Origin of the sequence: Litchfieldia salsa, assembly GCF_900104555.1 — a bacterium.
GTDB lineage: Bacteria > Bacillota > Bacilli > Bacillales > Bacillaceae_L > Litchfieldia > Litchfieldia salsa.
The window spans coordinates 137,242-150,013 of the sequence record NZ_FNJU01000001.1; the positions used below are offsets into that span (position 1 = coordinate 137,242).

General features: G+C 36.5%; 12 protein-coding genes. 3 read left to right on the top strand and 9 right to left on the bottom strand.

The features are described from left to right. Positions 1–51 precede the first annotated feature (51 nt). The 5 genes from accA to dnaE form a co-directional block, all read right to left on the bottom strand. Positions 52–1,029, bottom strand: coding sequence for an acetyl-CoA carboxylase carboxyl transferase subunit alpha (gene accA / locus BLQ56_RS00640; protein WP_090849158.1), 978 nt, complete (start codon positions 1,027–1,029; stop codon positions 52–54). Further along, positions 1,019–1,885 (bottom strand): acetyl-CoA carboxylase, carboxyltransferase subunit beta, encoded by an 867-nt coding sequence (accD, locus tag BLQ56_RS00645; protein ID WP_090849160.1) that lies wholly within the window; start codon positions 1,883–1,885, stop codon positions 1,019–1,021. Before accD ends, accA begins: the two co-directional genes overlap by 11 nt. A gap of 121 nt (positions 1,886–2,006) precedes the next feature. Beyond that, complete coding sequence (locus tag BLQ56_RS00650) at positions 2,007–2,603, bottom strand: FadR/GntR family transcriptional regulator (protein WP_090849162.1); 597 nt, start codon at positions 2,601–2,603, stop codon at positions 2,007–2,009. 9 nt (positions 2,604–2,612) lie between these two features. After that, complete coding sequence (gene ystJ, locus BLQ56_RS00655) at positions 2,613–3,851, bottom strand: NADP-dependent malic enzyme (protein WP_090849164.1); 1,239 nt, start codon at positions 3,849–3,851, stop codon at positions 2,613–2,615. 173 nt (positions 3,852–4,024) lie between these two features. Then, positions 4,025–7,402 carry a DNA polymerase III subunit alpha gene (dnaE, locus tag BLQ56_RS00660; RefSeq protein ID WP_090849165.1) on the bottom strand — a complete coding sequence of 1,126 codons (3,378 nt, stop codon included), beginning with the start codon at positions 7,400–7,402 and terminating at the stop codon, positions 4,025–4,027. A gap of 226 nt (positions 7,403–7,628) precedes the next feature. On the opposite strand from dnaE, the gene ytrH reads away from it, so the two are divergent. Both ytrH and ytrI read left to right on the top strand, forming a co-directional pair. Beyond that, complete coding sequence (ytrH, locus tag BLQ56_RS00665) at positions 7,629–7,967, top strand: sporulation membrane protein YtrH (RefSeq protein ID WP_090849167.1); 339 nt, start codon at positions 7,629–7,631, stop codon at positions 7,965–7,967. Next, complete coding sequence (gene ytrI / locus BLQ56_RS00670) at positions 7,967–8,470, top strand: sporulation membrane protein YtrI (RefSeq protein ID WP_090849169.1); 504 nt, start codon at positions 7,967–7,969, stop codon at positions 8,468–8,470. The genes ytrH and ytrI overlap by 1 nt, the downstream gene beginning before the upstream one ends. A gap of 97 nt (positions 8,471–8,567) precedes the next feature. On the opposite strand, the gene BLQ56_RS00675 is transcribed toward ytrI, so the two are convergent. Continuing rightward, on the bottom strand, positions 8,568–9,503 hold the full coding sequence (locus tag BLQ56_RS00675; protein WP_090849171.1) for a DHH family phosphoesterase: 936 nt from the start codon (positions 9,501–9,503) through the stop codon (positions 8,568–8,570). Positions 9,504–9,652: 149 nt separating this feature from the next. On the opposite strand from BLQ56_RS00675, the gene BLQ56_RS00680 reads away from it, so the two are divergent. After that, positions 9,653–9,946, top strand: coding sequence for a YtpI family protein (locus BLQ56_RS00680; protein WP_090849173.1), 294 nt, complete (start codon positions 9,653–9,655; stop codon positions 9,944–9,946). Positions 9,947–10,257: 311 nt separating this feature from the next. Here BLQ56_RS00680 and BLQ56_RS00685 read toward each other — a convergent pair whose 3' ends face one another. From BLQ56_RS00685 to BLQ56_RS00695, 3 genes are all read right to left on the bottom strand, one after another. Then, complete coding sequence (locus BLQ56_RS00685) at positions 10,258–11,574, bottom strand: CBS domain-containing protein (RefSeq protein ID WP_090849175.1); 1,317 nt, start codon at positions 11,572–11,574, stop codon at positions 10,258–10,260. A 114-nt stretch (positions 11,575–11,688) separates the two neighbouring features. After that, entirely contained in the window at positions 11,689–11,937 is a 249-nt protein-coding gene (locus BLQ56_RS00690) for a hypothetical protein (RefSeq protein ID WP_338011830.1), read from the bottom strand. Between the two features lie 114 nt (positions 11,938–12,051). Continuing rightward, positions 12,052–12,738, bottom strand: a complete 687-nt coding sequence (locus tag BLQ56_RS00695) for a metal-dependent hydrolase (RefSeq protein WP_090849179.1) — start codon at positions 12,736–12,738, stop codon at positions 12,052–12,054. Positions 12,739–12,772 lie beyond the last annotated feature (34 nt).

Here is a 12,772-nt window from a genome sequence, read left to right on the forward strand (position 1 = left end):
ATCAATCTGCACATACGAAAACGTGCACCCTTATAAGGATACACGTTATCATCATTTAATTCCAACAAAATCATTATTTTTTTCATATTGACCAATTTTTTTAAACTTTTCGTAGCGATGTGTTACTAGCTCTGTCGGATCAAGCTTAAGGAGCCTTCCAAGACTTTCCTTTAATGTTAAATCCATACTGCGTGCTTGTTCCTTAATATTAAGATGTGCTCCACCTTTTACCTCTGGAATAATCTCATCTATTACTCCTAATTTCTTCAAATCAGGTGCAGTAATTTTCATTGTTTCAGCTGCCTTCTTTGCTAGACTTGCATCCTTCCAAAGAATAGAAGCTGCACCTTCTGGTGAAATAACAGAATAAGTAGAGTTTTCAAGCATGTGAATGTAATTCCCTACTCCAAGAGCAAGAGCACCTCCACTTCCTCCTTCACCAATCACGATACAAATGACAGGAACTGTTAACCCTGCCATTTCAAAAAGGTTTTTTGCAATAGCTTCACTTTGTCCTCGTTCCTCAGCAGCCTTACCTGGATAAGCACCCTTTGTATCGATAAAGCAGATAATTGGACGGTTGAATTTTTCCGCTTGCTTCATCAATCTGAGTGCTTTTCTGTATCCTTCTGGGTGAGGCATTCCAAAGTTTCTGCGAATGTTTTCCTTTGTATCTTTTCCGCGCTGGTGTCCAATTACAGTAACTGGAATTCCATGATACCTGGCAATACCACCAACGATTGCTTCATCATCACCAAAATAACGATCTCCATGAACTTCTATAAATTGAGTAAATAATTCGCCGATATAATCTAATGTTGTCGGACGTTCAGGGTGTCTAGCTAATTGAACACGATCCCACGGTTGCATATTGTTATAAATATCTTTTTCTAGCTTTTCTAATCTTGCTTCAAGCTTATCAATTTCATTCGTTAGATCAACATCAGTTGTTTTAGTGAATTCTTTTAATTCATGTATCTTACTTCTTAGTTCTTTAACTGGTTTCTCAAACTCTAATTCACCTATCATCAAACTCACCTCCCACTTGATGTAAGTCTAATATATTACCAAGTGTATCTTTCATCTCATGACGATGAATAACAGAATCTAACTGGCCATGCTTTAACAAAAACTCTGACGTTTGGAAATCATCAGGCAGCTCTTCTCTAATAGTCTGTTCAATGATTCTTCTACCCGCAAAACCAATAAGTGCCCGTGGTTCAGCAAAGTTATAGTCACCAAGTGATGCAAAGCTTGCGGAAACACCACCCGTTGTCGGGTGAGTCATTACAGAAATAATCAGACCCTTTTGATCACTGAACAGCTTTAGAGCCGAACTAGTTTTGGCCATTTGCATAAGACTTAATACCCCTTCTTGCATCCTTGCACCACCGCTAGCTGTAAAAATCAAAAAAGGCACTTTTAATTCTTTCGCTTTTTCAATCGCACGGGTAATTTTTTCTCCTACGACCGAACCCATACTTCCCATTCTGAAACTTGAATCCATAACAGCGATCACTAGTCTAATTCCGGAAATTTCACCTTCACCGGTTACAACAGCCTCATTTAGCTTTGTTTTTTGACGATCCTTTTCAAGTTTACTCACATAATCAGGAAAATCTAATGGATTCTTGGATATCATATCTTTATCGTATTCTATAAAAGTATCCTCGTCTAGTAAGCTTGAAATTCTCTCATATGCGGTCATTGGATGATGATGATCACAATTCATACATACTTTTAAATTTTTTATTAATTCTTTCGAATACATTATTTTTTTGCAGTTAGAGCACTTTGTCATGATTCCTTCGGGAACATCTTGCTTTGCATGCTCAGATGGGATTGCTGCATACTTTTTCTTTTTAACAAAAAGATCCTTTAACAAGCAGAAACCGCCTCACTTTCATTCCTTTTTACCATTTTGCGACCGTAAACTACAACCGCTTTGACCATTCAAAAATCAATTAATATATAAGTTAGAAATCATTTTCTACCAAACGACGTTTCTAGTCATTCGAAACAAACCGATGATATTCCTTCATAACACTTTCGACATCTCTGTCTCTTAGACCTTTTATTATATTTGCGAACTCAAACTTTTCCTGTGGAGTGAATGCAGTTTCGTGATACTCAGTAAGTACCTGCCAGATTCTTAACACAAGTAAATTATCTGTTGCTTCAACAATAACCTTAAAAAGGGATGTGAATGTAAGTTCACCTTGCTCATTTTTTAATTCAAGATATTCTACCTGTGATTCATTTATTCTAGCAATTGCTAGTTTAATACATTCGCACTCAATAATATATTTTGTTTCTAGTAGGTCACTTTTCTTCTTAACTCCTTGGAGTATGAAAGTTCCAAGTATTTGCACGAGTTGGTTTTCACCAAAATCCTTAATATAGGTTCCTTCACCACGTCTTGTTTCAATTAATCCTAGAAGTTCTAATGCTCTTAATGCCTCTCGAACTGAAGAACGACCTACATTTAATCGATCAGATAACTCTCTCTCTGAAGGGATTTTGTCTCCTGGAACTAAACCATCCTCGACTATAATTAGTTGCAGCTTTTTTACGATCTCGATATAGAGCTTTGAAGATGTCACTATTTATATTCACTCACCTTGTCCAATTATAGCTAATCGTTTCGTCTTTTCTAAGATATCATCCGGATTCACGGTGATTCTTGCCACACCCGTTTCCATCGCAGCTCTTGCTACTGAAGCTGCAACTGCAGGAGCTACTCTAGGATCAAATGGTCCTGGAATAACATATTCTGAAGATAGTTGGTCCTCTGTAATTAATGAGGCTATAGCCTCCACTGCTGCTATTTTCATTTGCTCATTTATATGTGTAGCTCTTACATCCAAAGCCCCGCGAAAAATCCCAGGAAATGCAAGAACATTGTTCACTTGATTTGGAAAATCAGAACGTCCTGTACCTACCACTTTCGCTCCAGCTGTTTTTGCATCGTCCGGCATAATTTCTGGGTTAGGATTAGCCATCGCAAAAATAATTGGATCGGGATTCATTGATTTGACCATCTCAGGAGTTAAAGCACCTTCTACAGACACCCCTATAAAAACATCAGTTTCTTTAATGACGTCTGCTAGGCTGCCTTCAAGTCGATTTCGGTTCGTATATTTTGCAACTTCATCTTTAACTGAATTCATTCCATACGAGCGACCATCAAATATAGCGCCCTTAGAATCACACATAATGATGTCCCTTACCCCATAGCTATTAAGTAATTTAATGATCGCAATCCCAGCAGCCCCTGCTCCATTTGCAACCACTTTTACTTCAGACATCGATTTGTTCACTAATTTTAATGCGTTAACTAACCCTGCAACCGTCACAATAGCAGTTCCATGTTGATCATCGTGGAAGATTGGGATATTTGTCTCTTTTTTTAAACGTTCTTCAATGATGAAGCAATTTGGTGCAGCAATATCTTCTAAGTTAACTCCGCCAAAAGTAGGTTCAAGTAATTTTACCGTTTCAATTATTTTTTCAATGTCAGTTGTATTTAAGCAAATTGGAAAGGCATCTACGCCAGCAAAACTTTTAAATAATACGGCTTTCCCTTCCATAACTGGTAGGGCAGCTTCTGGTCCAATGTTACCTAATCCGAGTACAGCCGTTCCGTCAGATACGACAGCTACCATGTTACCTTTCATCGTATAATCATATACTTTGTTTTTGTCATCATAAATATCTTTACAAGGCTCAGCAACACCTGGTGAATATGCAAGACTTAAATCCTTTGCATTTTTAACTGGAACCTTTGATTTTGTTTCAAGCTTCCCTTTATAAAATTCGTGCATATGTAATGCCTCTTCACGCAAAGTCATTGAAGTTCACTCCCCAAAATGATCACTCTGATTTTTCAATTCCACTACCTTTTAGAGTTCATATGTATGAGAACTCATCACCTTATAAAATGAGTAAATAGATAAATAACATAGTGGTCTGACCACGTTGACTCTTACAATATTAACATAATTTCGTCTGTTGTACATTGAATTTATTTAACGACAACATTTTTATCACCTAACAGATTTTTAAACTGTTGAATTGTTTTTTCCTCTATAGATACCCAATATTCTCGTTGAAGTGCAATCGTCTTCTGATCCTTTTCAAAATAAACAATAACTGCTACAGTACCATGATTTTTCTTTAAAATGGACTTTAAATCTTCCAATAAATCTTCTTGTTGATGGTTACTTTCTATTTTAAGAAAAAGCTTATTATTTGAATCATTTTCCTTTATAGGTTCAACTTCCTCAATCGTTTTAACTGATTTAATGATAAATTGAGTTCGATTATCCCTTTTTTCTACATTCCCTTCTAAGAATTGAATTTCACCTTTTTTAAGATTCTTAGAAAAACGAGTGTAGACAGCAGGAAATGCGACCGCATCCATATCACCCGTCTCATCACTCAACGTTAGAAAAGCCATTACTTCACCTTTCTTTGTCCGTATTGTTCTTTCTGTTGTAATTAACACACAGACCGTTTTTTTTAGATTAGATGACTCCTTGGTAACTATGTCTGCAATTTGAGTTATTACGTGTTGATTTACCTTATTAAGCAACGTACTTACGGGATGATTTGATAAATAAAAACCAAGTGCCTCTTTTTCAAATTGTAATTTTTCTTCCTGTGTGAAAGGTTCGATATTTACATACTTTGGTTTAATCATAAAATCATCATCATCAACAAATAAATCAATCTGATTCTTGTCCTTTGGGTGGACTAGCTCAGCATGTTCTATGGCGACGTCAACCGTTGCTAAAAGGGTTGCTCGATCTTCTTTGAATTCATCAAATGCACCAGAACATATAAGAGCTTCTAAGATTCTACGATTTACATGCCGCATGGAAACTCGAATACAAAAGTCAAATAAATCTCTGAAAGGCTTCTTTTTACGTTCTGCTAGAATATCCCGTAATGCAGCTACTCCAACTCCCTTCACCGCTGATAAACTAAACCTTATACCTGATTTTTCTACTAAAAAAGGGTATGTACTCTTATTAATAGATGGAGAAAGAATATTTATTCCTTTTTGTTTTGCTTCTCTGATATATTGTGCTAATTTTTCATCATTCCCAACCGCACTTGTCAGTAAAGCAGCAGTGAAGTATGTCCGGTAATTCGCTTTTAGATATGCCAATTGATAAGCAATCATACTATATGCAACCGCATGACTTCGATTGAAACCATAGTTTGCAAATCGAACAATTAGATCATAAATAGAGTCTGCAACAGCTCGGTCATAACCTCTATTAATACATCCTTGTACAAAATGGACTCTCTCTTGGTCAAGTACCTCTTTCTTTTTTTTGCTAACAGCTCTTCTTAACAAATCCGCTTCTCCTAAGGAAAAGCCTGCCATCATTGAAGCGATTTGCATAATCTGCTCCTGATAAACAATGACACCATATGTTTGTTTCAAGATAGGTTCAAGGTCAGGATGCGGATAAATTACATCTTCTTTTTTATGCTTTCTATCGATATAAACTGGGATATTTTCCATCGGACCTGGTCGATATAACGCATTAACCGCTACGATATCCTCTAACTCTGTTGGTCTTAATCTTTCTAACACATTTCTCATACCACTAGATTCAAGTTGAAAGATTCCTGTTGTATCCCCTGTACTCAGGAGTGAAAATGTGTTCGAATCATCAGTTGGGATCGTTGCAAGATCAATAGTCTTACTAGTGTTCTTACGTATAAGAGTAAGAATTTGATCAATCAATGTTAGATTCCTTAATCCAAGAAAGTCCATTTTTAATAGGCCAAGTTCTTCTAAGATTTCCATTGAAAATTGCGTTAAATAGACCTCCTGATGCCCTTCTTGAATGGGAATTAAATCGGTTAAAGGCTTCTCACTAATCACGACACCTGCAGCATGTGTAGACGTATGCCGTGGTAATCCCTCAAGCCTTAACGAAGTATCAAAGATTCTTTTTCCAACTTCAGATTTTTGTAGATATTCCTGTAATCCTTTAGATTCTTTTAATGCTTGCTGGAGAGTAATACCTAGTTTTGACGGTACTTGTTTTGCAATAAAGTCTGCTTCTTTAACCGAGATCCCCATTACTCTACCAACATCCCGTAAAACGGCACGTGCTGATAAAGTACCAAAAGTAATGATTTGTGCAACATGAAGTTGTCCATACTTGTTCGCAACATAAGCAATCAATTCATCCCGTCGATTATCCGGAAAATCAATATCAATATCAGGCATAGAAATTCTCTCGGGGTTTAAGAAACGCTCGAATAGTAATGAGTGTTTGATTGGATCAACATCTGTAATCTTCAGAACATAAGCAACGATTGAACCCGCTGCGGAACCACGACCAGGACCTGTTAAAATTCCTTGTTGATGGGCGTATTCCATAAAGTCCCACACAATTAAAAAGTAATCACTAAAATTCATTTTCGTGATTACACTTAGCTCATAGGTTAACCTGTCATAATGTTCTTCCTTTGGTTCAGGATATCTTTCCTTCAAGCCTTTTAAACACACTCGAGCTAAAAATTCATTTGCAGGCTCACCTTCAGGGACTGGGTATTTAGGGAGTGCCATCTTACCAAGTTCAATCTCTACATGGCACTTTGAAGCAATATTCATGGTTTGTTCTAATAACTCAGGAGAATCTGAAAAAAGGTCAACCATTTCATGGATCGTCTTGAAATAGGATTCTGAGCTTTCAAGCTGAAAACGGTCATTCTCAGATAATTTTGTTCCATTACGGATATTAACTAAACACTCAAAGGCAAGCTTGTCATCTTTATTTAGGTATTGTACGTGATTTGTCGCTACAACGGGAATTTTTTGGCCATGACTAAGGATTTTTAATTGTTTATGTAGTTCAGCTTCTTCATTCAACCCTAGTCTTTGGTAGCCTAAATAAAAATCACCTATCTCAAAACATTCTTTATAAAAGGTAATGGAGAGAATAGCATCTTCTAATTGATTGTTTAATAAAAGTTGTTCAATTTCCCCATCCATTCCCGGTGTTATACCTATTAGGCCTGTACTATAATGCTTAAGCCATTTCTTCGGCAAACCCGCCTTGGATTTTGTTTGAACAATGCTACTAATTTTCAGTAGATTACGATAACCTTGCTGATTTTTTGCTAGTAAAATCAAAGGACTGGATTGGTCATCTTCATCATTAGTTAATATAGATACGGTTAATCCGATAATAGGCTTAATTCCGTTTTTTCGGCATTCTTTATAGAAATGAACGGCTCCATACATAACATTATTGTCAGTTAGAGCCAGAGCTTTATATCCGAATTCTTTCGCTCTCTTTACTAATTCTTCAACACCCACCGAACTTGATAGTAGACTATACCCACTATTTACTTGAAGGTGTATAAACGACATATCGTTTCCCTCCTCTCAAAAGAGACGGTCTTTTCCTTATTATAGACTTTATAAAATCTACAGACAAATTTAGAATTTTGAAACGCTTTTGTAACACCTTGGATTTCAATTCATACTTACTCATGTTTGTCCATATACATTAGAAAAGCGCAAAGCGCTGGAGCTAGACACCAAAACTAAATGCGAATTTATATTCTTTTTATAAATCAAGAAGGGGTGATTACGGTTGGAAATAAAAGAAGCTTTTTTTCCAGCATTTATTCATAGTTATTTTATTGCATTAGGTGTGTTATTAGGAGGTTGCCTCATAGGTGGGATTGGTGCATTTATTGCGGGAGAACCTCCACTAACTGAAATATTCAGAATGGCGAATAAATTAAAAATATGGGCATTAGTTGCTGCTATTGGAGGTACCTTCGACGCGTTTAATAGTTTTGAAAGAGGCATCCTGAATGGACAGACAAAGGATTTATTTAAGCAATTTCTACTCATTGTATCCGCAATGGGTGGCGCACAATCTGGTTGGACCATTATTGTATGGCTTACACAGGAGCATATATCATAATGAGAATTCCGCCATTATATCAAAGACCTAGTTGGCAAAGATTTTTTGCAGGAGTTGTCGTCGGAGCATTAATTAGTTGGTTTGTATTTCTTTTTCAATATGGAGTATTTCAGGAAAAGCAAGTAAAAACTATTACAAAACAACAAGACCGCATTACAAATCTCGAACAACATTTAGATACACTAATGGAAAACAATACGAAATTAAATGAGGAAAATAAATCAAAACTTAAAATACAAGACTTTAAAGTGGAAATAGTCGATCATAAGAAATATAATTTAGCTCCTTTAACACTTCACAATTTGACTGATGAGGTTGTGAAAGATCTTAATCATTTAATAGCAATGGATGTTGAGAGCTTATCGAAAAATAAAGAACTTCTTCGAAAGGCAATTGAAAATAAACACTATCCGGCAGATGATAAGATATACAAACTTAAAATCTATGCGGTTTATTTTGATACAACTCTTGAACTATCACTTAAAATTGAATTAGTTCGATAAGTTGGAGTTAAGTATATCCTTCAATTGCCGTAAAAAAGCTTTTTAAAAAAAGTGCCGTTTCCTTTCTTAAAAGGGGAAACGGCACTTTAATCGGCATTTATTTTTGACAAAGCTTGTTCAAATCCTCAACTAAAGGATGAACCTCGTCCCATGAGTGGATAGATGCTCCTGCAGCAAGAGGATGCCCACCCCCACCATATTTCTGGGCAATTTTGTTAATAACAGGTCCTTTTGAACGGAGTCTTACTCTAATCTGATCTTCCTCCTCAACAAAGAATACCCATGCTTCAATACCATCTATGTTTCCTAAGATTCTAACTAGTTGTGATGCATCAGATGGACTGACATCAAATTTTTGTAGAATCTCATTAGAAATACTCATTGATGCCACACCATGTTCTGTAATGTTGAAATTTTGTAAAACATATCCGCTTAATCTTGAAACGTTTTGCTTCGTATTATATAAGTTCTCATAGATTTCTGGGAAAGAGAAATCATGGCTGACTAGTTCTCCAGCATATGTAAACGTCCTCGGGTTTGTACTCGGAAACAGGAATCTTCCAGTATCACCAATGATACCTGCATAGATCAATCTAGCTGCCTCTTTGGTTAGAGTAAGTCCATTGTCCTTCCCGTGTAAGTAAAGTTCATAAATCAATTCACTTGTTGAGCTTGAACTAGTATCAACCCACATTAAGTCTCCATAGGGGTCTTCATTTGGATGATGATCGATCTTAATCACTTTATCAGCCAATGTATATCGTTGGTCACAAACTCTCTCTTGATTTGCTGTATCACATACAATCGCCAAAGCACCCTTATAAGTAGAATCTGGAATAGTATCCATTTGATAGAGAAATTCTAGTGTTTCCTCCCCTTTCCCCACTACGAAAATACTTTTATTTGGAAAAGTTGCTTTTAAAAGCTCAGCCAAACCACACTGTGAACCGTAAGCATCAGGGTCTGGTCTTACATGACGATGAATTATCACCGTATTGTATTGCTTGATCAAACTAATTATTTGTTCCTTCAATGAGAGTCACCTTCTTGTTCTTTCTTTATTCAATATCTTTATATTATCATCATCAATCTTGAATTACTAAAGTAGAGTGTTGTTTCACTAGATTATTTCTACAATAATGAGTAAAATAGAATTATGTAATATGTAATGGAGGATTAAAAATGCCAGTACTTGTTGTGCTTATTGTTATTACTTTCGCTTTTTATATTTTTTATAAAGCAAGATATTTTCAAAGTAAACGACCAATCGAAAAACAATGGATTTCTTCAAAGTCTAGTATAGCTCTAGGACTTTTTGTTGCATTTTTTGCAATAAACACCGTTTTTCTACATCAATCAACCGTATCATATGTGATTAGTGCAGTTCTATTTCTTGTTGGTGGTGGAAGTGCATATGCTGGAATTAGAGCATATAAGTATTTTTTACCTTTGGTAATTGAAGAAGCAAAAGAATAATAAGTGGGGATGCCTCATGCATCCCCCTTTTTTACAAGATAAGAAAGTTTAAAAAATTGCACTCAGTTTTATTGTCTAGCTCCAGCGCCTAGCCCCTCGGGGTCATAAGTCAAATCACTTCAGAAATCAAGATTTCCTGCGTGATTCGTCTTATGCCTGTCGGGGGCTGAACGAGGCGCCTCCGCTTTTCTTATTGTCTAGCTCCAGCGCCTAGCCCCTCGGGGTCATAAGTCAAATCACTTCAGAAATCAAGATTTCCTGCGTGATTCGTCTTATGCCTGTCGGGGCTGAACGAGGCGCCTCCGCTTTTCTTATCGATCAATTAATTGAACCATCATCATTGCTTTTCCTACAACAATTCCTTCATTAAAAACCTCTACATCCACTTTACCGAACTTTCTACCAACTTCTAAGACTTTAGGTTTGATGTCAATTATACTATCAATTTGTACTGGTTTTATGAAATAGATGGTGATATTTTCTACCACTAAATCACCTTTTTTATAGGATCTAAGCACTCGGTTAGCGGCTTCTGTAACAATCGTCGTAAAAACTCCGTATGAAATGGTTCCCAAATAATTGGTCATTTGAGGAGTTACTCCACATCGATACAAAACTTCGCCTTTTATATCTGAATGTATTTCCTCAAACTGATTCGTAATGATATCTTCAATCGTATCACCAACCTGTGGTTGACGGCCGATCATTTGAAGCGCCTTTAATACATCTTGACGGCTAATAATGCCTTGCAATTTATTACTCTGATTGACAACAGGGAGAACTTCTATCCCCTCCCAAACCATCATATGTGATGCAGAGGCAACTGAAGTCTTTTCATTAACAGTCATGGGTTGTTTAGTCATTAGCTTATCAATAGGTAATGATCGTTCTCGACCCATTACATCTTTGGAAGTGACCATTCCGACTACTTTCATTTGAGAATCAACAACCGGAAATCTACTGTGGCCTGTCTCATAATTATGTTTATGCCACTCTTCTATTGTATCTGTGTTCTTAAGGTGAATCGTTCGATCTAGTGGTGTCAGAATATCTTCTACTAAAACAATTTCCTTTTTTATTAACTGATCATAGATGGCACGATTTATCATTGTTGCAACAGTAAAAGTATCATAGCTCGTTGAAATAATCGGGAGTTCAACTTCATTTGCTAGCTTCTTCACTTGCTCTTCTGTGTCAAATCCCCCGGTTATTAAAACAGCTGCTCCAGTATTTAAAGCATTTTCATGAGCTCTTATACGATTTCCGACAATTAGAAGATTTCCAGCACCAGTATATCTCATCATTGCATCAATCTTCATTGCGCCTATAACAAATTTATTTAGTGTTTTATGTAGACCTGTTCTACCACCTAGAACTTGGCCATCGACAATGTTGACTACTTCTGCATATGTTAACTTCTCAAAATTTTCTTTCTTTTTACGTTCTATACGAATTGTACCGACTCGTTCAATGGTACTAACGTAGCCTTTATTTTCCGCTTCTTTAATTGCTCGGTAAGCAGTTCCTTCACTAACTCCCATGTCCTTTGCAATTTGTCGAACTGATATTTTTTCACCAACAGGCAGTTCATCAATATATTGTAAAATTTGCTCATGCTTTGTTGCCAAGCGCTTCACCCTCTAGTCGTTCTATTTCACAAGACCTAATGTATATGTCCATTTTGATATAGTTCCTATTATAATGGTGAGCGTCGCTTTATTCAATCAAAGCTTCCCTTGGTATTATTGATACTGACGTATTCTACGTTTAATTTGTGACTTTTGTTCAATTGATTGCAAGTTAGTCTTTTTCTTTTGTTGAGTACTATATAATAACCCGACCAAATTTCCACCTACTACAATGGCCGCAAATCCTAGCCAAGCAATTGAAAAAACCCCCTGTAATCCACCAGCTTCAATCGATAAATTAGGTATACCGTAATACAATAACAATCCGCAAATTAATAAACATAGAATCATCCTATTTTTCATCATTATTCCTCCCTCAGATATCATAGCTTGGTTCATTTTATGCACAGAACAATCAAAACATACGTATCTAAGAGAATGCGTATAAAAGAAGGAGTAAAAACAACCCAACGGTAATTATACTAATTCTATTGAATCACCTGGCAGTAAAATTTTACCCACTCCCGGCTTCAACCTTTCAACAAACTCATTTGGATTCTGTTCGATGATTGGAAATGTATTGTAGTGGATAGGAACCACCATTTTCGCCCCTAGCCAATCTGCAGCAATACTTGCATCCACAGGTCCCATTGTATAATTATCGCCAATTGGTAAAAAGGCTAGGTCAATTGTATTAAGCTCACCAATTAATTTCATATCAGAGAATAACGCAGTATCACCTGCATGATAGATTGATTTCCCTTGGGCACTAAACAGGATTCCTGCCGGCATTCCTGTATAGATAATCTCCTTCGTTTCAGCTACAGTATAACTTGAACCATGGAAGGCTTGTGTTAACTTTACCGTCCCGAAATCAAACCTATGTGTACCACCAATATGCATTGGATGACACCTCACTCCTTGCCACCCTAAATAAGTGGCTAGCTCATCTGGAGCAACAACAAGTGCATCATTTCGTTTTGCAAGTGCTACGGTATCACCCACATGATCGTTGTGACCATGGGTCAATAAAATCACATCGACTTTTTCTTCTTCAGCTTTAAGATCTGTTTGTCCATTTCCAGTTATAAAAGGATCAATCATAATTGTCTTACCTGATGTAACGATTTTAACAACCGAATGTCCGTGAAAGGATACTTTCATATATAAATCACTCCCGTTTAAGATTTCTTTTTAG

Excerpts from the sequence above, each read along its gene's own strand:
- BLQ56_RS00690 (WP_338011830.1), bottom strand. The coding sequence starts at position 11,937 with ATGAAAAATAGGATGATTCTATGTTTATTAATTTGCGGATTGTTATTG.
- dnaE (WP_090849165.1), bottom strand. The coding sequence starts at position 7,402 with ATGTCGTTTATACACCTTCAAGTAAATAGTGGGTATAGTCTACTATCA.
- ytrI (WP_090849169.1), top strand. The coding sequence starts at position 7,967 with ATGAGAATTCCGCCATTATATCAAAGACCTAGTTGGCAAAGATTTTTT.
- ystJ (WP_090849164.1), bottom strand. The coding sequence starts at position 3,851 with ATGACTTTGCGTGAAGAGGCATTACATATGCACGAATTTTATAAAGGG.
- BLQ56_RS00680 (WP_090849173.1), top strand. The coding sequence starts at position 9,653 with ATGCCAGTACTTGTTGTGCTTATTGTTATTACTTTCGCTTTTTATATT.
- BLQ56_RS00695 (WP_090849179.1), bottom strand. The coding sequence starts at position 12,738 with ATGAAAGTATCCTTTCACGGACATTCGGTTGTTAAAATCGTTACATCA.
- accA (WP_090849158.1), bottom strand. The coding sequence starts at position 1,029 with ATGATAGGTGAATTAGAGTTTGAGAAACCAGTTAAAGAACTAAGAAGT.